Source organism: Roseateles sp. SL47, from assembly GCF_026625885.1.
GTDB lineage: Bacteria > Pseudomonadota > Gammaproteobacteria > Burkholderiales > Burkholderiaceae_C > Roseateles.
This window is the reverse complement of record NZ_CP113068.1, coordinates 2,092,172-2,110,669: the sequence shown is the minus strand read 5'-3', so window position 1 is coordinate 2,110,669 and position 18,498 is coordinate 2,092,172. Positions and strand designations below refer to the sequence as shown.

The window sequence follows — 18,498 nt, the reverse complement described above, 5'->3', positions numbered from 1 at the left end:
CACTGTTTCACGGAACCCTCTTCACTTCAATGCCAGCAATCAGGCCCTCGTTGGCCTCCACAGCCTTCATCAGGGTGTCGATCTGCGATTTCACGTCCTTGTTGATGTCCACACCATCCTTGGTCAACTCTTCCAGATATTTCGTGGTGTTGTTCTCATTGGGCGGTGTCAGCTTGTTGATGGCGTCCTTGACCAGCATGTCGCCATACTTGTTCAGGTAGAGGGCGCGCTGGGCCGCATGGCCGTCGGCCAGGGTGGCAAACACGGCGAACTTGCCGATGGCGCCGGTCACGGTGGCGATCTTGGTGCCGGCATCGCGCAGGTTGCCGGGATTGTTGGCACGCCAGGCCAGCGAGCCGCCCACCTTGACCACGTCCGCATAGGCCACAAAGCGCTTCCATTGGGCCGGCGTCTTGTCGGCGGCCTTGTTCACGGCGCTGATGGTCTGGGCGGAAAGAGGCCCACCGGCAGCGATCAGGCCGTTGATCTTCAAGGTCTCGGCCGGTGCGGCCTCCACACCGAGGGGGCCCGGACGGGCCCATTTTTCCGCGCTGCCGTTCATACCGGCGGGGGCCGCGGTCTTGAAGGCGCCCGGCCCGCCCCCGCCAGCGGGTGCGTTGGGATGGATGTCGTTGTCAGCCATGGACTGCTCTCATCAGGGAATCCGCCCGTTGTACACGAGCCGGGGGCAAAATCCATTCACCAAAGTCATGCGGTCCTGCGGGCCGGGCAGACCTTTCCGGGATTTGAGCATGCCTCGCACGGCCAGGGCCCTGCGCATGGGGGGACAATGCCCCCGGGAGCCACTTGTGGACGCCCCTCGCTGATGCTCACTGTTTGCGCTCACTGTTTGCGCTCACTGTTTGCGCTCACTGTTTGCGCTCACTTTTTTGCGCTCACTGTTTGCGCTCACTTTTTGCGCCCCCCCCTTTTTCGCCCTCTCTGGACTACACCTCTGATCGGTCAGCCCGCCTGTCTTCCACCACAGGGGGTGACTTCAGACCACTCATGACTGACCTTCAATACACGACCTTGCCGCAGTGGCCCAACGCCTACCCGGTCACTGGCGCCAGCGCCACCCTGAAACACCTCAACGAGGATTTCGTCGTGACGGAACTGCCCTTGCAGTTGCCGTCCGGTGAGGGCGAACACCTCTGGCTGGACGTCGAAAAGAACGGTGCCAACACCGCCTTCGTCGCCCAGCAACTGGCCGAAGCCGCTGGGGTGCAAGAACGGGATGTCGGCTATGCCGGCCTCAAGGATCGGTATGCCATCACCCGCCAGTGGTTCAGCATCTATCTGCCCAAGGGCGACACGCCCGACCTGACCCAGCTTCAGCATCCGGAGTTCAAGGTGCTGAGCCAAAGCCGCCACGTCAAGAAGCTGCGCCCGGGTGACCTGCAGGGCAATCGATTCCGCATCGTGCTGCGCGACGTGACCGGTGACCGCCCAGCCATGGAGGCCAATCTAAAGGCCATCGCGGCCCATGGCGTTCCCAACTACTTCGGGGCCCAGCGTTTTGGCCACGACGGCGGCAATGTCGAGCAGGGCCGCGCCATGCTGGCCCGCGAGATCCGCGTCCGCAACCCCAAGAAGAAGGGCATCTATCTGTCGGCGGTGCGCTCGTTTGTCTTCAATGAAGTGGTGGCCTTGCGCATTCAACAGGGGCTTTGGGGCAAGACCTTGCCCGGCGACGTCCTGGACGAGGCCGGCCGGCCCACCGGGCCGCTCTGGGGACGGGGCCGCGTGAGCACCACCGAAGAAGCGCAGGCGCTGGAGAACGGCGTGGCGGCGCAACACGCCGCCTTGTGCGATGGCATGGAACACGCCGGTCTGGATCAGGAACGTCGCGCCCTGGTGGCGAGCCCGGCGGACCTGACCTGGGAATGGCCCCAAGCCGATCAGTTGGTGGTCAGCTTCGCCTTGCCCGCCGGGAACTACGCCACATCGGTGCTGAACGAGATTCTTCGCACCACCGAGCCGGACCGACAGGCCGAGCAAGAGCAGGAGCCCGGCACCAGCGTCAGCTGATGCGCCTCACCACCAGCACCTTCAACGCCCGCTCCGGATCCGCGTCTTCAAACGACGCCGGATTCGGCAGCCGCTCCACCGTCTCGAATCCCGGCGCCTCGGCGCTCACCACCTCACGCAGGAACGCGGTGTCCAGCTTCGGCGTGTTCAGGCACACCAGCGCATGCCCCCCCGGCGCCACCAGTTCCGGCAGGCGCCGGGCCAGCCGGGCGTAATCCTTGGTCGCCACAAAACTTCCCTTCTGGAAGCTCGGCGGGTCCATGATCACCAGCTCGTAAGGGCCCGCACGTCGAATCTTGGCCCAGGAATTGAAGATGTCATGAGCCAGGAACTGCGCGCCGGCCTGGACGCCATTGAGCTGGTGATTGCGCCGCCCGATGGACAACGCGCCGGAGGCCATGTCCACATTCACCACCTCGCTGGCGCCTGCCTGCAGGGCCACCACCGAAAACGCGCAGGTGTAGGCAAACAGATTCAGCACCTTGCCGCCCGGATGCGCCTGCGCCCAACGGCGCACCCAGCGCCGGCCTTCGGCCATGTCCAGAAAGAAGCCGTGGTTCTGCCCTTGCAGCAGATGCACGCCGAACTGCAGGCCGTCCTCCTGCACCACATGCGTGTCCGGCACGCTGCCCGCCATCAGGCGGTTGGAGGGACGGAATTCGTCGCGCTGCTGGAACACCCAGTTCAACGGCTCACCGGGCGCAATCTCCGCCCAGCGCTTCTCCAGCGCCTGGCCGACGGTCACAAGCGCCTCCTCCGACACGGGCGCAAAACTCGTCAGCAACAAGACCGGTGGGAACGCATCCAGCGCCCACTGCTCGTGCCCGGGGAAGCGGCCACCGCGGCCGTGAAACAGGCGCGCCGCCTCGGTCGGTTGGCGCAGGGAGGCGATGTGATCGAGCAGGGCTTGCATGACGGAGACGAGACCCAGCCCTCACTCGGACGCGCCCAGCAGCGCGTACGGGCCGCCCTTCTTCAGCGCCCGCTGGTAGGCGGGCCGGGCGTGGATCCGCTGCAGAAAATCCGTGATGCGAGGTTGCCGGGCCACTGCACCGCCGCGTGCGGCGGCTGCCTCCAGAGGGAAGCTCATCTGCACATCGGCGGCGGTGAAGTCCTGGCCGGCAAACCACGGGCTCTTGCCCAGCTCCGCCTCAAGATAGTTCATGTGGCTGGTGATTTGCGGCAGCACAAACGACGTCTTCGCCTTGCCAGCAATCGCCTTGGCAATCGGTTTGATGAAGAACGGGACCGGGCCCGATTCGATGCGGTCGAACACCAGCTTCAGCAGCAGCGGCGGCATGGCCGAGCCTTCGGCGTAATGCATCCAGTAGCGGTAGCGCAGTGCGTCCGGTGTGCCCGGCGCCGGCTTGAAGCGGCCTTCGCCATAACGGTCCACCAAATATTCCAGAATGGCGCCGGATTCGGCAATCACCAGGTCTCCATCCGTGATCACGGGGGACTTGCCCAGCGGATGCACCTGGCGCAATTCGGGTGGCGCCAGCATGGTCTGCGGGTCGCGCTGGTAATGCTTGATCTCATAGGGCAGGCCCAGTTCTTCAAGCAGCCACAGCACCCGTTGGGATCGGGAATTATTGAGGTGGTGAACAGTGATCATGCGCGCAGTCTATTGAACGAAAGGAATGGCATTGAACAGGCGTTGCAGCTTGGCCATTCGGCTGGGCACGACAAACTGCTGCGCCCAGGCCAGACGGCCCAGCAGCACGTCACGCAGACGCGGGTCCACGCGGTCCTGGCGACCGAGGCGATGCAGTTCGGCGCGCAGGCGATCGTAGTCCGGACGGGACAGATTGGGTGTCTCATTCACGACGACACCCGTGACGGTCTGGCGTCCGCCTGTGCGCATCAGGCGGGTTTTATCCACACGTAAACGGAAGCCCTCATCTTCGACAATCTCTCGCACCCACGCATGGAACACCCCAGGGTCCAGGGGCTGCGCCCGGGTGCCGGAAAACACGAGATCGTCGGCATAACGCGAATAACGCGCACCAAAGCGCCAGGCCAGGCCCTCCAGGCGCAGGTCCAGGCTGAACACGCAGAGATTGGCCAGATGGGGCGATGTGGGTGCGCCCTGGGGCAGGTGGGGCGACGCCAGGCGCTTGGCGCTCATGAAGCTGAGTTCACCCGCCTCCGCCAAACGTTCCCGCACCGCGCGCGGCGTGCGCACGGTGCAGAGGGTCGCGAGATGGTCCGCCACGCTGTCCGCATATCCCAAGGTTCGGAACACAGCCTGGATGCGGGCGCGTCCGATGCTGGGAAAGAAGTCCTGCATGTCAAAGCGGAACACCCAGTGCCGCCCGGCGTGCTCACGCGCATGGCTGGCCACGTTGCGCCCTGGCACAAAGCCGTGGGCCGCTTCATGCACCGGCACCTTGGACAGCAACACGTCCAGCAGACGCCGCTGCACGGCCTTCAACGCCGGCATCGGCGCCTCGATCAAGCGCAGCCCGCCCCGGCGCTTGCCCACCAGCAGCGAACGGTAATGATGCGTGGCCCGCACATGCGGCCGCTGCGGCGTGGCGGTGGCCTCGCGGTAGCGCTGCGCCGGCCCCGCCAGCACGTCCAGCATGGGCAGATCCACGCCCAGCCCCTCGGCTGCATCCGCCAGGGTGTGCCACTCCGGCAGCGGCGCGGCCTCCAGCGCAAAGGGGCGCGCTGTCATCCGGGACGGCCTCAGCAGCAGCTGGCGCACCTGCACCGGCGGCCGGGAGCGATCGAACCCGGCCCAGAACTCGGGCAGCGTCTGGAGATGACTCGCCAGGGCCTGAGGCGTCAGATGCCGCCAGACCGGCTCCGGCATCTTCGCCAGCACCCCGCACAAGCCTTGCAGCCAAGGCCGATGTTCCGGCCCGAGGCAGGCGCATCCCCGGCCCAGCAGCGCATGGGTTTCACGGCCATTGGGGGTGTGGTCGTCGGCTTGCAGCGCGCGGGCCAGCGCCAGGGCGATCCAGCGGGAGTAGGTCAGCGGTACCGCAGACGACATGGGCCGAGCGTGCTCCACAAGCGAGGTTGAAGGAGACTCCCATCCCACCAACCGGCCGGTCCCGCGTTGTCCGCCCTGCGCGGCAGCGCAGTTGGGAAGACGCGCCGTGTGTATTGCTGTGACAGATGCCCCGGGGATGCCCCGGGGCCCGGAAGCCTGGGCCTCCGACATGCTTGGCGGGCGGGAGTCGCGGCGATTATGGCCAAACTTTCGTGAGCCCCGGCACTCGGCTTGCCCTGTCCGCCCCAACACGGCCGCCATGACCTCCCGGCCTCCCAGGCCGCGACACACCTCGGGCATGCACACCTTCGAATGGATCATTGCGCTGTTGCTGGGCGCCGCGCTGCTGGCCATGCTGGCGCGGCGGATCGGTGCGCCCTATCCGGCCTTGCTGGCGCTGGGGGGCATGGCGCTGGCGTTCTGGCCGGGAAGCCCCACCTGGACCCTGGACCCGGCGCTGGCCCTCACGCTGTTTGTCGCCCCCGTGCTGATGGACACCGCCTACGACGCATCACAACGCGACCTCAAGGCCAATTGGCGCCCCGTCGCCGGGCTGGTACTGGCCGCCGTGGGCACCACCGTGGTGGGTGTGGCGATGGTCAGCCGCTGGCTGATCCCGGACATGCCCTGGGCGGTGGCCGTGGCCCTGGGGGCCATCGTGGCGCCGCCCGACGCCGCCGCTGCCACCGCCGTCATGCGTCAGATGCCCCTGCCCCACAAGGTGCTCAACATCCTGGAAGGTGAAGGCCTTCTGAATGACGCCAGTGCCCTGCTGATCTACCGGTTGGCGCTGATGGTGATGATGACCGGCCCGTTGGGGCCGGACAAACTCGCCCCCATCCTCCTGCTGACCCTGTTCGGGAGCGTGGCGGCGGGCATTTTCATTGCCTATGTGCTGAGGCCGCTCACCCGACACAGCGAACATGCGCCCACGGCCCTGATCATCCAGTTCTGCAGCACCTTTGGCGTGTGGGTGGTGGCCGAGAAGCTGGGGCTGTCCGGCATTCTCACGGTGGTGGCCTTTGCCATGACCAGTGCGCGCGGCGGCGGTTCACAGATTCCGGCCCGGCTGCGCGTACCGATCTTTGCAGTGTGGGACACCGTGGTGTTTGTGCTCAATGCCTTCGCCTTCGTGCTGATCGGCCTGCAACTGCGACCGATCTGGCAACGGCTGGGCGCCTCCGGCACGCATCAGGAGGCCGTCATCTTTGCGACGGTGGTGCTGGCCGTGACCGTGGTGGCCCGATTTGCCTGGGTGATGACCTACAGTGCCTTCACCGCCCGCCACAGCGGCCTGGCCGAAACGGCCCGCACACATCCGGCCTGGGCCGGGGGCATTGTGCTGTCCTGGGCGGGCATGCGGGGCATCGTGACCCTGGCCGCAGCCTTTGCCGTGCCCGAGCACCTGCCCAACGGCCAGCCCTTCCCCTACCGCGACCTGATCCTGCTGAGTGCCTTCGCGGTGGTGTTCGGGACCCTGGTGTTGCAGGGCTTCACGCTCAAGCCCCTGATCCGCTGGCTGCGCATGGAAGACAACGACCCGGTGGGTCAGGAGGTGCGCAACGGCCGCATCCAGATTTATCAGGCGCTGCTGGCGTCGATCGAGCAAGACCACTCCTTCCCGGCGGCCCTGCTGCGCAAGGAATATCAGGCGGTGGTGGACATGAATGCCAACCACAATGTCACCGAGCCGCTGGAAGAAGTGCCCGGCGGGCCGCTGCGGCGCCAGGCGATTGCGGTGGCGCGTACCAAGGCCGTTGAACTGCGGGAGCAGGACATCATCGGCGACCACGCCTATCGGGTGCTGGTGCAAGAGCTGGACTGGGCCGAGCTGTCCGCTGGCGGCGGCGTGGAAGACAGGTCCCCCTGAGTCAGCCATTCAAGGTCAGGCATTGAAGGGCTGCCATTCAAGGGCTGCCATTCAAGGGCTACTCAAGAGCTGCCACTCAACGGCCGCCATTCGAGGGCCGCGATTCAAGGTCAAGCCTTCAAGGTCTGCCGTTCAAGGGCCGCCGTTCAAGGCCTGCCGTTCAAGGCCTGTCCAGAGGCCAGGGCCTCTGGAGACGGCCATTCTGTTCCATGGTCTCACCCTGTTTAAACGTCGGGTTTTCGGCCCCAGACGCAGACTATCAGCGTCATTAAATCTGTTGTTTCCAAAAGGGTCGAAGGCCGTAATAACCTTTGTGGCGCCCTGCATCACTGATGTGTCACCGACGCGCGGGAAGCTGGCGGCGATCACCCGGATCGCCCCCTGAACCTCCATCCCGCCCCCTACCGAGGAGAAGCCAGATGACTGCTGAAACCAAGTGTCCCGTTGCCCATCAAAAGCCCAAACAGGCCAGCACCAACGCCAACTGGTGGCCCGACCAGCTCAACCTGGCGCTGCTGCACCAGCATTCGGAGCTGTCCGACCCCATGGTGGAAGATTTCGACTACCGCAAGGAGTTCCTGAGCCTGGATTTGCAGGCCGTGGTCCAGGACCTTCATGCGTTGATGACGGATTCACAGGACTGGTGGCCCGCCGACTACGGGCACTATGGCCCCTTCTTCATCCGCATGGCCTGGCATTCGGCCGGCACCTACCGCATCTTTGATGGTCGCGGGGGCGCGCGCTCCGGCGAGCAGCGTTTTGCACCGCTGAACAGCTGGCCGGACAACGGCAACCTGGACAAGGCCCGTCGCCTGCTGTGGCCGATCAAGCAAAAATATGGCCGCAAGCTCTCCTGGGCCGATCTGATGATCCTGGCGGGCAATGTGGCCCTCGAGTCCATGGGCTTCAAGACCTTCGGTTTTGGCGGCGGCCGTGAAGACATCTGGGAACCGCAGCCGATCGACTGGGGGCCGGAATCCACCTGGCTCGGCGACGAGCGCTACAGCGGCGACCGCGAACTGGCCAACCCATTGGCTGCCGTGCAGATGGGCCTGATCTATGTGAATCCGGAAGGCCCCAACGGCACACCGGACCCCGCCGGCTCTGCCCGCGACATCCGCGAGACCTTCGCCCGCATGGCGATGGATGATGAAGAGACTGTGGCACTCACGGCGGGAGGGCACACCTTTGGCAAGGCCCACGGCGCGGGCGAGGCTCACCATGTCGGCGCCGAACCCGAAGGCGCCAACATCGAAGAGCTGGGCCTGGGCTGGAAGAGCAAGTATGAAAGCGGCATTGGCGCGCACACCATCACCAGCGGCATAGAAGGCGCCTGGACGCCGACCCCGACGAAGTGGGACAACAGCTACTTCGAGACGCTGTTCGGTCATGAATGGGAACTGACCAGGAGCCCGGCCGGTGCGCATCAATGGCGGCCCAAGAACGGCGCGGCCGCCGATGCGGTGCCGGATGCGCACATTCCCGGCAAGCGCCATGCGCCCATGATGACGACGGCCGACATGGCCCTGCGGGTGGACCCGGTCTATGAAAAGATCTCTCGGCGCTTCATGGCCGATCCCGCCCTGTTTGCGGATGCCTTTGCCCGCGCCTGGTTCAAGCTGACCCACCGCGACATGGGCCCGAAGCTGCGCTACCTCGGGTCGATGGTGCCGAAGGAAGACCTGCTGTGGCAGGACCCGATCCCTCCGGTGGACCATCCGCTGGTGAATGAGGCCGACATTGCCGCCCTGAAGACCACCGTGCTGGCCTCCGGCCTGACGCCGCAGCAGCTTATCAAGACAGCCTGGGCCTCCGCCTCCACCTTCCGGGGCACCGACCTGCGCGGCGGCGCCAATGGCGCGCGCATCCGCTTCGCGCCTCAGAAGGACTGGGACGTGAATGAACCCGCCGAGGTGGCGAAGGTGCTGGCCAGGCTCACCGAGATCCAGCATCAGTTCAATGCGGCGCAGTCCGGCGGCAAGAAGATCTCGCTGGCCGACCTGATCGTGCTGGGCGGCTCCGCCGCTGTGGAAGACGCGGCACAGCGCGCCGGCCACCGGGTCACCGTGCCGTTCACACCGGGCCGCATGGATGCGCTGCTGGAGCAGACGGACGTCCACTCCTTCAAGGTGCTGGAGCCAGCCGCCGATGGCTTCCGCAATTACTTCCGCGTCGGTCCGGAACCCAGTGCGGCCACCGCGCTGATCGACCGCGCCGCGTTGCTGACGCTGACGGCACCGGAGATGACGGTGCTGGTGGGCGGGCTGCGGGTGCTGGGGGCCAACTACGCCCAATCGCCACTGGGTGTTTTCACCAAGCGGCCGGGCCAGTTGACGCCGGACTTCTTCATCCATCTGCTGGACATGCGCACCGCATGGCAGAAGTCGGACACGCAGCCCGGTGTGTTTGAAGGTCGCGACCGCAAGACGCAGGAACTGCGCTGGACCGCAACACTGGCGGACCTGGTGTTCGGGTCCAATGCCCAATTGCGGGCCTTGTCGGAGGTCTATGCCTCCAGCGACGGTGAAGCGCAGTTCGTCAGCGACTTCGTGGCGGCGTGGACCAAGGTGATGAACCTGGACCGCTTCGACCTCAAGAGCCGGAGCTGATCTTCACCGGAGGGTGATCTCCACCGAGGGGTGATCTTTACTGACGTGGGAAGGTCACCAAGGTGTGCACCCCGCCAAGGCCAGATCGTCACCGTGGCCAGATCGTCGCCACGGCCGCCGAGCCCGGCGGAGACACACCAGGGTGGACTCGATGGAGCCCACCCTTTTTTACTTCTGCTTCTCGCTCCAGAGCACCCCGCCGGTGGCCCAGTTCTGACGGGCCACATCAAAGAACACCACATCCACCCCGTCCGGGCTGCCGCCCAGCACACGCACGCAGGCGGCGGTCAGTTCCTTGGCCAGTTCGGCCTTTTGTTCCGGGGTGCGACCTTCAAAGAGTTCGACGCGCAGGGTGGGCATGGGGAATCCTTTTGAGTTGAAGAGAAGGGTTGAGACGGGTTGAGAAAGAAAGATTGAGAACGCTTGAAGTCGGTCGATGAGGGCGGGCTGGACTCGGTCGATGTACGCCGGTGGCGTGTGCCATCAATCCCGGAAGCCCGGTGAACGACGGTCCACCCGCCGGAGCAGCGCCGGCCATTCCACATCACCCTCCCATTCCGACCCATCCCCCACCCATTGACGGTGGGTGAGGCTGGCCAGTGCGTGGGTGGCTGACAGCAGACGCCCGCCCGATGCGGCCATCGCGCGCAATTGCGCCTGCGCGGCACGCTCCAGGATGTGCATCAGCAGGTAGGCCTCCGCAACCGATCGCCCGACGGTCAGGGTGCCGTGATTCTCCAGAATCAGCCCGTCCAGGGTGCCGAGGTTGTCCACCAGCCGCTGCTGTTCCGCCGCGCCCAGCGCCAGCCCTTCATAGGCATGACGGCCCAGCCGCTGGTGAAGCCGCATGGCCCACTGCGACGTGGGCTGCAGGCCCCCGGGCAGCATCGACAAGGCCACGCCCCAGGGTGCATGCAGATGGATGACGCATTCCACATCGGATCGGGCGGCATGCACGGCGCCATGGATGGCGAACCCACTGGGATTCACCCGACGGCCCGTGCCGTCCACCACGCGCCCGTGCAGGTCCACCTTCACCAGGTTGGAGGCACAGACCTCGTCAAAGCCCAGACCGAATTCATTGATGAGGTAGAGGCCGGGCTCACCCGGCACGGCGGCCGAGAGATGGGTGTAGACCGTGTCATCCCAGCCGGCCAGGGCGGCCAGCCGGTAGGCCGCCGCCAGGTCCACACGGACCTCGGCCTCGGTGCGCGCGCGTGGGGCGGGCGAGGCGGGGGACGTGTGCGCGACGTGGGACGGGGATGCACCGGGGGACGTCCCAGAGGGGGGCAACAACGACATGAGACCAGCTCGACATCAAGGAGCCGCTATTGTGCAAGAGCGCCAAGCACCCCGGTGTCGGCCCTCGGGACCACGCCCATTTGTGACATTCATCACGAACCGAAGTCAAAGCGCGGCAACTGGCGCCACTCAATCCCCCGGAGTGGTGAGCCATTTGGGGGGCGTCCCCCATGGCCGGCCACTGATTTCGCTGACAGAATGGCCTGAACAAGAATTGAGGGAGTCTCCATGTCGGGAACCGTGGACCAACGCTTCGCGCCGCCAGAAGCGCATGTGCAAGATATTGCACCTGTCGACACCGTCCAATTGGCGGGCCGGCTGATTCGCCTGGGCGCCGCCGTGATCGATGGGCTGATCGCCTACGGGCTGGTGTGGCTGCTGATCTTTCGTGCTTCGCGCCAGTGTCTGCATGACAGCATCGCCGACACCAAGGTCATCAAGCTCTGAGCGTGTCGTCTGCCATTCCCGCCGAGCGCATTGACACGCTGGCGCAAGTCGAAACGCCTGAAGGAATTGTCCTGTCACTGCGGCCAGCGGGCCTGGTGTCGCGGACCATGGCCTTCCTGCTCGACCTGCTGTTCCGGATCCTGATCAACGCGGGGCTCGCATTGCTCCTGTCGATGATGGGCCGCATGGGCTCGGGCCTGTTCCTGATCGGCATGTTTGCCGTTGAGTGGATCTACCCCATCGCCTTTGAGCTGACCCGCTCCGGTGCCACGCCTGGCAAACGGGCGCTGGGCCTGCGCGTGGTGATGGACACCGGCCTGCCCGTCACACCGGCTGCGTCGGTCACCCGCAATCTGCTGCGCGCGGCGGACTTCCTGCCGCTGGGCTACACCTTCGGCATCATCACCCTGCTGCTGAACCGCGAATGCAAGCGCCTGGGCGATCTCGCCGCCGGCACGCTGGTGGTGTATGCCAAGCCGGTGGTCCTGCATGACCAGCCGCCCGAAGCCCCCAGCCTGGCGCCGGTCCGCCCCCTCAACCAGCAGGAGCAGGCAGCCATCCGGTCCTGGGCCGGCCGTGCCAGACGGCTGACCCCGCAGCGGTTCGACGAACTGGCGATGCTGGCGACGCAGGTGCTGCCGCCGCAGGCGCCGGAAGAGCCGCGCCGCAGCCCGTCCGAGCGCCTGCTGGGCGTGGCACAGTGGCTGATGGGAAAACGTTCATGACTCCGATCCGTTTCGAGGCGGAATACAGCGGCATGTGGACCGCATTTGCCGAGCAGTTGACCGTCGCCCAGGCCGGCAAACCGGTGGACGGTGCGCTGCTGGCCGCCCGCTACCGCCGCGTGTGCGAGCACCTGGCGCTGGCGCAGTCCCGCGCGTATCCGGTCCATGTGGTGGCGCGGCTGGAAACCCTGGCACAGGATGCCCATCAGCTCATCTACCGCCGCCAGGACTTCGGCCTGAACGCGCTGGGCCGGCTGCTGCGGGTGACGCTGCCGCAGGCGGTGCGTCACCAGCGGCGGTATCTGCTGATCGCCTTCGCCCTGTTCACCGTGCCGCTGGTGGCCTGCTTCCTCTTGTCCTGGCTGACGCCGGATTTCGCCCTGCGTGTGCAGGATGCCGCCCAGTTGCGCACCTACGAGAACATGTATGGGGACGGCCGCGCCTCCATCGGCCGTGTGCGTGAGGCCGGTGACGACTGGCAGATGTTCGGCTACTACATCTTCAACAACATCGGCATCGGCCTGCGCTGCTTTGGCGCCGGCATCCTGGCCGGAGTGGGCAGCGCCTTTGTGCTGGTCTTCAATGGCCTGCAGATCGGCGTGGTGGCGGGCCATCTGCAGCGCGCGGGCCTGGGTCACAACTTCTGGCCCTTTGTGGCCACCCATTCGGCCTTTGAGCTGACCGGCATCGTGCTCTCCGGCGCCGCCGGCCTGCGCATGGGGCTGGGCTGGCTGGCGCCCGGGCGCCGCACCCGACTGGAGGCCCTCAAGGCCGCCGCCCGGGAATCCGTGCCGGTGATTTATGCGGCCTTTTTCCTGCTGCTGGTGGCGGCGGGGTTTGAAGCCTTCTGGTCGTCGGCGGCCTGGGTGGAGCCCTGGGTGAAATTCGTGGTGGCCGGCCTGTGCTGGCTGCTGGTGCTGCTGTGGCTGGGCCTGATGGGCCGGGAGAAGCGCCATGCGGGTTGAAGGCCTGGCCCTGATGCTGCGGCCCCGCAGCATGAGTGAAGCCTGCGACCTGGGGCTGGCGCTGGTGCGCGGGCAAGCCCGGTCGATCTGGCGCTGCTACACACCGGTCTTCCTGGCGGTGGCGGTCCTGTCGCTGTGCATGGTGGAAGTGGCCTCCTGGCTGCCGATGCTGCTCGTGTTCTGGCTCAAACCCTGGCTGGACCGCACCTTGCTGTTCGTGATGTCGCGCGCGGTCTTTGGCGAAGCCACCCGGTGGAGTGACGTCTGGCGTGCGCGTCGACAGGTGTGGGGCGGCCAGTTCCTGCGCACGCTCCTGTGGCGCCGGTTCTCGCCGTGGCGCGCCTACACCCAGCCGATTGAACAACTCGAAGGGCAGACCGGGGCCCATCGGCGCAAGCGCGCGACCCTGCTGTTGAACGACAACCGAGGCGCTGCCACTGCGATGCAGACCGCGTTTGTGCATGCAGAAGCCGTGTTCATGTACTCCTTGCTGGGCCTGGTCTGGTGGCTGGCGCCCGAAGAGCGCCGATCCGACGTCTTCCAATGGCTCATGAGCAACGCTTCGCCGCAAGGCGGCGGCATCGGCCTGGATCTGCTGATGTCGAGCGCCTACATGCTGGTGGTGCTGTTCCTGGAGCCCTTTTATGTGGCGGCAGGTTTCGCCATGTACCTGAACCGGCGCGTGGTGCTGGAAGCCTGGGATATTGAGCAGGAGTTCCGCCGTGCGTTTGCGTGAAGAGCGGCTGAGCCCCTGCGTGATGAGCGGGGGGCGCAGCGGGATCAGGTCGGCGGCCTTGGGGCCGCAGAGTGCTTCGGTGAAGGTGTCGGTGAAGGCGTTGGCAAGCGCGTCGGTGGGCGCGTTGATGGGCGCGTTGATGGGCGCGCTGATGGTGGGGCTGATGGTGGGGCTGGCCCTGCTGAGCGGACCGGTGCCAGCGCTGGCGGCCGAAGCGGACGGTGCCACACCGGACATCGCCGCACCGGAGCCTGCCGCATCCCACAACGAAACGTCGACGACCACCACCACCTCCTCCTCAAAGACCATCCCCGCGGATGGGGCTACGTGCCGCTTGCCTCGCCATGAGGCGCTGAACATCACGGACCGCGCCGCGCCGGACAGCGACGGCCAGACACCCGCTGCTGCCTCCGCACCCGCCTTGGACATCACCGCCGTACACGCGGCGGCCTCGGCGGTGGCCGCAGACCCGCTGCTCGGTGGCACGGACAAGGTGCGCTACCTGCGCTTCAAGGACACCGACAAAAAAGAGGACAAGAAAACCGACACGTCGATGGCCGGGTGGTGGATCGAGCTGATCAAAGGCCTCTCCACCGGCTTGCGCATTGCCATCTGGCTGCTTGGCGCCGGAATGCTGATCTGGATCTTCCTGCGCCTGCGCGACTGGGTGCAACTGCAACGCACCGGCACCCTCGTGGCGGCTGTGGCCCCCACCCATGTCGGCAGCCTCGACATCCGCCCCGAGAGCCTGCCGGAGGACATCGGCGCAGCGGCACGCGCGCTGTGGCAACAAGGCCAGCCGCGCGCGGCGTTATCGCTGCTGTATCGCGGGGCGCTCTCCCGCCTGGTGCATGTGCATGGTGTGCCCATCCGTGCCGCCAGCACGGAAAGCGACTGCCTGGCCCTGGCCCAACCGCGCCTGTCGCCTGCCTCCCATCGCTACCTGTCGCAACTCATCAGCGGCTGGCAGATCGTGGCTTATGCCCAGCGCGAAGTCGCCAGCGACGATTTTGAGGCGCTGTGTGTCCATTTTGACGAGCGCCTGACCCAAGGAGCCACGCCATGACACGCGGCCGCTGGTTGTGGGCGCTGGGCCTGGTGTTGCTGGGCCTGGGCGCCTGGTGGATCTCTGCCAACACGGTCTGGGATGAGCGCCCGATCTACAAACCGCCACAAGGCGAGGCCCGGACCAATCCCGTCTATGCCATGGAGCAGTTGCTGCGCAAGCTGGGCGTGCAGGCGGAGCACCGCGACACCCTCGAGGCCCTGCCGCCGCCGCAGGCCCGATTGGTGTTGATGTCGGACGACTGGAACCTGATGCCCGAACGTGCGGAGCAACTGCATGCATGGGTGAAGCAAGGCGGGCATCTGGTGCTGCTGACTGGCACCTCCTGGCACGACACCGATCTGGACGACTGGGTGCCGATCGACACGCACTTCGTCAACGAGAAGAGCTTCCGGCCGGCCGCAGCGGCACCCACGCCACAGGCCCCCGCTGCGTCGCAGCCGTCACGTCGCGGCACTCAGGACCAGGGCGAGGCCCCGAGCGAAGAAGATGGGGACGACGAAGAGGACGAGGACAGCGACGCCATGGAAGCCCCCGCGTCGCCCGTCCCCCCCGTCGCGCCAGCCGCTTCCGGCGCAGCCCAGGAAGACCAGCCCTGGCAGCCCAGTGCGGTCGGACTGAAGGACTGCCACCTGTTCAGCGCCAATCTGCGGCTCAAGCAGCGCCCGGACGCCAGGCCGATCTGGCGGGTGATGCAGGGCAACGGTGCGCAAGCCCTCCGCGTCGCGGTGGGCCAGGGCACGGTCACCGCCCTCAACGTCAGCAACAGTGCCTTGATGCGTGAGACCCCGTTGGAATGCGACAACTCGGTGCTGCTGGTGGCCAGCCTGCAAGCAGCCCCCGGCACCACCGTCTGGTTCTATCTGAACGAAAAGCGCGAGTCCCTGGCGCCCTGGCTGTGGCATCGCGGCTGGATCGCGGTGGTGCTGGCGGCGCTGGCCCTGATGGCAGCCTTGTGGCGCAAGGCCGTGCGCTTCGGCCCGGCCCTGGCCGTCTCGCCCCGCCTGCGCCGCTCGATTGGCGAGCAGGTGCGCGGCCTGGGCCACTACCTCCATCGCCACGGCAGTGAAGCCTTGATGGTCGCGCAGCAGCGCGCACTGGAAGACACCGCTGCCAGGCGCCTGGCTCATTACGCCCGGTTGCCGGTGCCGGAACGGGTGCGCCGCATTGCCGAAGCCACCGGTGTGGCGGAGGCCGATCTGGCCTCGGCGCTGTCTGCCCGCTTCTGCACCCGCGCTGAACTGCCGTCCCGGCTGCACGTGCTCGAAACCGCACGGCGCCGTCTCCAGAAAACCCAAGACGAAAGACATCCCCAATGATCAAGCCCGAAGAGCTCAAGCTCGCCACTCAATGGCTGCATGGCCTGCGTCAGGAAATCAGCAAGGCCGTGGTGGGCCAGACGCCGGTCGTGGAGCAACTGCTGGTGGCGGTGGTCGCATCCGGCCATGTGCTGGTGGAAGGTGTGCCCGGTCTGGGCAAGACGCTGCTGGCGCGCGCCTTGGCCCAGGCGGTGCGGCTGCAATATTCGCGTCTGCAGTTCACGCCGGACCTGATGCCCGCCGACGTCATCGGCCATAGCGTGCTGGACGACACCGGCGCCGGTCTCGGGCGTCTGCGGGTGCGCAAAGGCCCGGTGTTCACCAACCTGCTGCTGGCCGACGAAATCAACCGTGCGCCCGCCAAGACGCAAAGTGCGCTGCTGGAAGTGATGCAGGAATTCCAGGCCACGCTGGAAGGCCAGACCCTGGCGCTGCCTCGCCCCTTCATGGTGATGGCCACCCAGAACCCGGTGGACACCGAAGGCACCTATCCGCTGCCGGAGGCGCAGCTGGACCGCTTCCTGCTCAAGATCCTGATCGGGTATCCGACGCATGAGGAAGAAGCCGCCGTGGTGCAACTGGTGACCACCGGCCGGGCCGGCCACGAACTGCCGCTGGAAGCCGTGCAACCGGTGCTGGACGACGTCCAGGTGCAGGAACTGCAACGCCTGGCCGGGTTGGTGCACGCCGATGCCAAGGTCATCGACTACGCGGTGCGTGTGGTGCGCGTCACCCGCCAGTGGCCCGGCATTGAATTCGGCGCCGGCCCACGGGCCAGCGTGGCGCTGATCCGTGCCGCACGTGCCGTCGCCCTGATCAATGGACGTGACTTCATCACCCCGGACGATGTGGCCCGACAGGCCCTGGCCGTGCTGCGCCATCGCGTGACGATGTCGCCGGATGCCCAGATCGAGGGGCGTGACCTGGATGACCTGCTGCAGGCCGCGCTGGACAGCGTGGAGGCACCTCGCCTCTGATGAGCACCGTGCGCCGCATCGTCCTGCCCACCCGGGCCACACTCCGGGTGCTGATCGGCCTGGCGTTGGCCTTCACCGCAGCGCTGGCCGCGGGCGCGCCCCTGGCCGTCGTGGCGCCCGTGGGCATGGGCCTGCTGGTGGTGCTGACCGTGGTGGCCGCTGTGGACCTGTGGCGCAGTCTGCGTCTGTGGCGCACGGCGGGTGTCTCCGTGCAGCGAGCGCTGCCGGCTGCCTTTGCCATCGGCGCATCGACCGAACTGCGCCTGGATCTGGTGAATGATGGGCCGCTGGCCTGGCAGCTCCAGATCTTTGATGACCTCGACCCGCTGTTCGATTTTGAGGGCATGCCGATGTCGCTGAGCCTGGCGGCCCACACCCGCACGCCATTGCGATTCCGGGTGAAGGCGCGGCAGCGGGGCATGGTGACATTGGGCCGCAGCCAACTGCTGTGGCGCACCCGGGCTGGCGTTTTTGAGGTCCGCCAGACGGTGGGCGAAGCGCGCAGCCTGCGCGTCTATCCCAACTTCGCCGCGCTGGCCCGTTATGCCTGGCTGTCGGGTGACCGGCGTCTGGCCCAGATCGGGATCAAGAATTTCGTACAGCGCGGTCAAGGCACCGACTTCCGTCAACTGGCGGAATACCGGCGTGGAGACCCACTGCGGCACCTGGATGTGAAAGCCTCCCTGCGGCACCGCAAGCCGGTGGTGCGGGAGTATCAGGACGAGCGTGACCAATGCGTCATGTTCCTGCTGGACTGTGGCCGGCGCATGCGGGCCGACGATCAATCGCAGGGCCTTCGCGGCAGCAGCCATTTCGATGACGCCCTGGACGCGATGATGCTGCTGGCCTATGTGGCGCTGAGCGAAGGTGATGAAGTGGGTGCCATGACCTTCGGTTGCGCCCCCCAGGAGCGCCGTGACTGCGCGCCCCGCAAGGGCATGGGCACACTCAATGCGCTGATGAACCAGATGCACGACCTGCAGCCGGGGGGCCACCATTCGGACTACCTGGCGGCGGCCGAGGACATGGCGCGTCGGCTGCGGCGGCGCTCGCTGATCATTGTGCTGACCAATTTCCGGGATGAAGATTCGCCTGAATTGCAGCCCGCGCTGCGGCTGCTGCGGCGGCGCCATCTGGTGCTGCTGGCCAGCCTGCGCGAGACGGCCCTGAGCACGATTGCGGAGCAGCCGATTCATTCGACGGACGATGCCGTGGCGGTGGCCAGCGCGCATCTGCTGTCACAGGCCCGCCAGGATGCTTTCGCGCGGGTGGTGGACCGGGATCGACTGTCGGTGGATGTTGAACCCCAGGCGTTGGCGGCCACACTGGTGAACCGCTATCACCAGGTCAAGCGGTCGGGCTTGCTGTAAGCCGGACGGAGGCTTCGGCCTTGCAGAGTTTTTGGAGCGCCGTCTCTGCTCAGACTGGAGACGGCATTTAATTGTCGGAG

17 protein-coding genes are annotated in these 18,498 nt (G+C 66.4%); 11 read left to right on the top strand and 6 right to left on the bottom strand.

The features are described from left to right. Positions 1-7 precede the first annotated feature (7 nt). Positions 8-643 (bottom strand): hypothetical protein, encoded by a 636-nt coding sequence (locus OU995_RS09080; protein ID WP_267835198.1) that lies wholly within the window; start codon positions 641-643, stop codon positions 8-10. Positions 644-1,008: 365 nt separating this feature from the next. Between OU995_RS09080 and truD the strand changes: the two genes are divergently transcribed. Continuing rightward, positions 1,009-2,031 carry a tRNA pseudouridine(13) synthase TruD gene (gene truD / locus OU995_RS09075; protein ID WP_267835197.1) on the top strand — a complete coding sequence of 341 codons (1,023 nt, stop codon included), beginning with the start codon at positions 1,009-1,011 and terminating at the stop codon, positions 2,029-2,031. Here the strand turns inward: truD and OU995_RS09070 are convergent. The 3 genes from OU995_RS09070 to OU995_RS09060 are packed head-to-tail and all read right to left on the bottom strand — an operon-like array spanning position 2,024 to position 5,032. Next, a complete protein-coding gene (locus OU995_RS09070; protein ID WP_267835196.1) occupies positions 2,024-2,944 on the bottom strand; it encodes a class I SAM-dependent methyltransferase in 921 nt (306 codons plus the stop codon). The two genes, truD and OU995_RS09070, sit on opposite strands and share 8 nt — an antisense overlap. Before the next feature lie 21 nt (positions 2,945-2,965). Continuing rightward, positions 2,966-3,646, bottom strand: a complete 681-nt coding sequence (locus OU995_RS09065; protein WP_267835195.1) for a glutathione S-transferase family protein — start codon at positions 3,644-3,646, stop codon at positions 2,966-2,968. Positions 3,647-3,655: 9 nt separating this feature from the next. Then, positions 3,656-5,032 (bottom strand): reverse transcriptase family protein, encoded by a 1,377-nt coding sequence (locus OU995_RS09060; protein WP_267835194.1) that lies wholly within the window; start codon positions 5,030-5,032, stop codon positions 3,656-3,658. A 298-nt stretch (positions 5,033-5,330) separates the two neighbouring features. Between OU995_RS09060 and OU995_RS09055 the strand changes: the two genes are divergently transcribed. Beyond that, entirely contained in the window at positions 5,331-6,902 is a 1,572-nt protein-coding gene (locus OU995_RS09055) for a cation:proton antiporter (RefSeq protein WP_267835193.1), read from the top strand. 419 nt (positions 6,903-7,321) lie between these two features. After that, complete coding sequence (gene katG / locus OU995_RS09050; RefSeq protein ID WP_267835192.1) at positions 7,322-9,511, top strand: catalase/peroxidase HPI; 2,190 nt, start codon at positions 7,322-7,324, stop codon at positions 9,509-9,511. A 168-nt stretch (positions 9,512-9,679) separates the two neighbouring features. Here the strand turns inward: katG and OU995_RS09045 are convergent, their stop codons facing one another. Both OU995_RS09045 and OU995_RS09040 read right to left on the bottom strand, forming a co-directional pair. Continuing rightward, complete coding sequence (locus OU995_RS09045; protein ID WP_267835191.1) at positions 9,680-9,871, bottom strand: 4-oxalocrotonate tautomerase; 192 nt, start codon at positions 9,869-9,871, stop codon at positions 9,680-9,682. Between the two features lie 123 nt (positions 9,872-9,994). Next, entirely contained in the window at positions 9,995-10,813 is an 819-nt protein-coding gene (locus tag OU995_RS09040) for a class II aldolase/adducin family protein (protein WP_267835190.1), read from the bottom strand. Positions 10,814-11,041: 228 nt separating this feature from the next. Between OU995_RS09040 and OU995_RS09035 the strand changes: the two genes are divergently transcribed. From OU995_RS09035 to OU995_RS09000, 8 genes are read left to right on the top strand one after another with little or no spacing between them, the layout of a single operon-like run. Then, positions 11,042-11,260: a hypothetical protein gene (locus OU995_RS09035; protein WP_267835189.1), complete on the top strand. Its 219-nt coding sequence runs from the start codon at positions 11,042-11,044 to the stop codon at positions 11,258-11,260. Between the two features lie 2 nt (positions 11,261-11,262). Further along, entirely contained in the window at positions 11,263-11,985 is a 723-nt protein-coding gene (locus OU995_RS09030; RefSeq protein WP_267835188.1) for an RDD family protein, read from the top strand. Beyond that, a complete protein-coding gene (locus OU995_RS09025; RefSeq protein ID WP_267835187.1) occupies positions 11,982-12,950 on the top strand; it encodes a stage II sporulation protein M in 969 nt (322 codons plus the stop codon). Before OU995_RS09030 ends, OU995_RS09025 begins: the two co-directional genes overlap by 4 nt. Beyond that, positions 12,940-13,686, top strand: a complete 747-nt coding sequence (locus tag OU995_RS09020; RefSeq protein ID WP_267835186.1) for a hypothetical protein — start codon at positions 12,940-12,942, stop codon at positions 13,684-13,686. The genes OU995_RS09025 and OU995_RS09020 overlap by 11 nt, the downstream gene beginning before the upstream one ends. Beyond that, complete coding sequence (locus OU995_RS09015; protein WP_267835185.1) at positions 13,673-14,752, top strand: DUF4129 domain-containing protein; 1,080 nt, start codon at positions 13,673-13,675, stop codon at positions 14,750-14,752. The genes OU995_RS09020 and OU995_RS09015 overlap by 14 nt, the downstream gene beginning before the upstream one ends. Continuing rightward, positions 14,749-16,071 (top strand): DUF4350 domain-containing protein, encoded by a 1,323-nt coding sequence (locus tag OU995_RS09010; RefSeq protein ID WP_267835184.1) that lies wholly within the window; start codon positions 14,749-14,751, stop codon positions 16,069-16,071. The genes OU995_RS09015 and OU995_RS09010 overlap by 4 nt, the downstream gene beginning before the upstream one ends. Beyond that, complete coding sequence (locus OU995_RS09005; RefSeq protein ID WP_267835183.1) at positions 16,068-17,048, top strand: AAA family ATPase; 981 nt, start codon at positions 16,068-16,070, stop codon at positions 17,046-17,048. The genes OU995_RS09010 and OU995_RS09005 overlap by 4 nt, the downstream gene beginning before the upstream one ends. Beyond that, a complete protein-coding gene (locus OU995_RS09000) occupies positions 17,048-18,418 on the top strand; it encodes a DUF58 domain-containing protein (RefSeq protein ID WP_267835182.1) in 1,371 nt (456 codons plus the stop codon). Before OU995_RS09005 ends, OU995_RS09000 begins: the two co-directional genes overlap by 1 nt. The last annotated feature ends 80 nt before the right edge of the window (positions 18,419-18,498 follow it).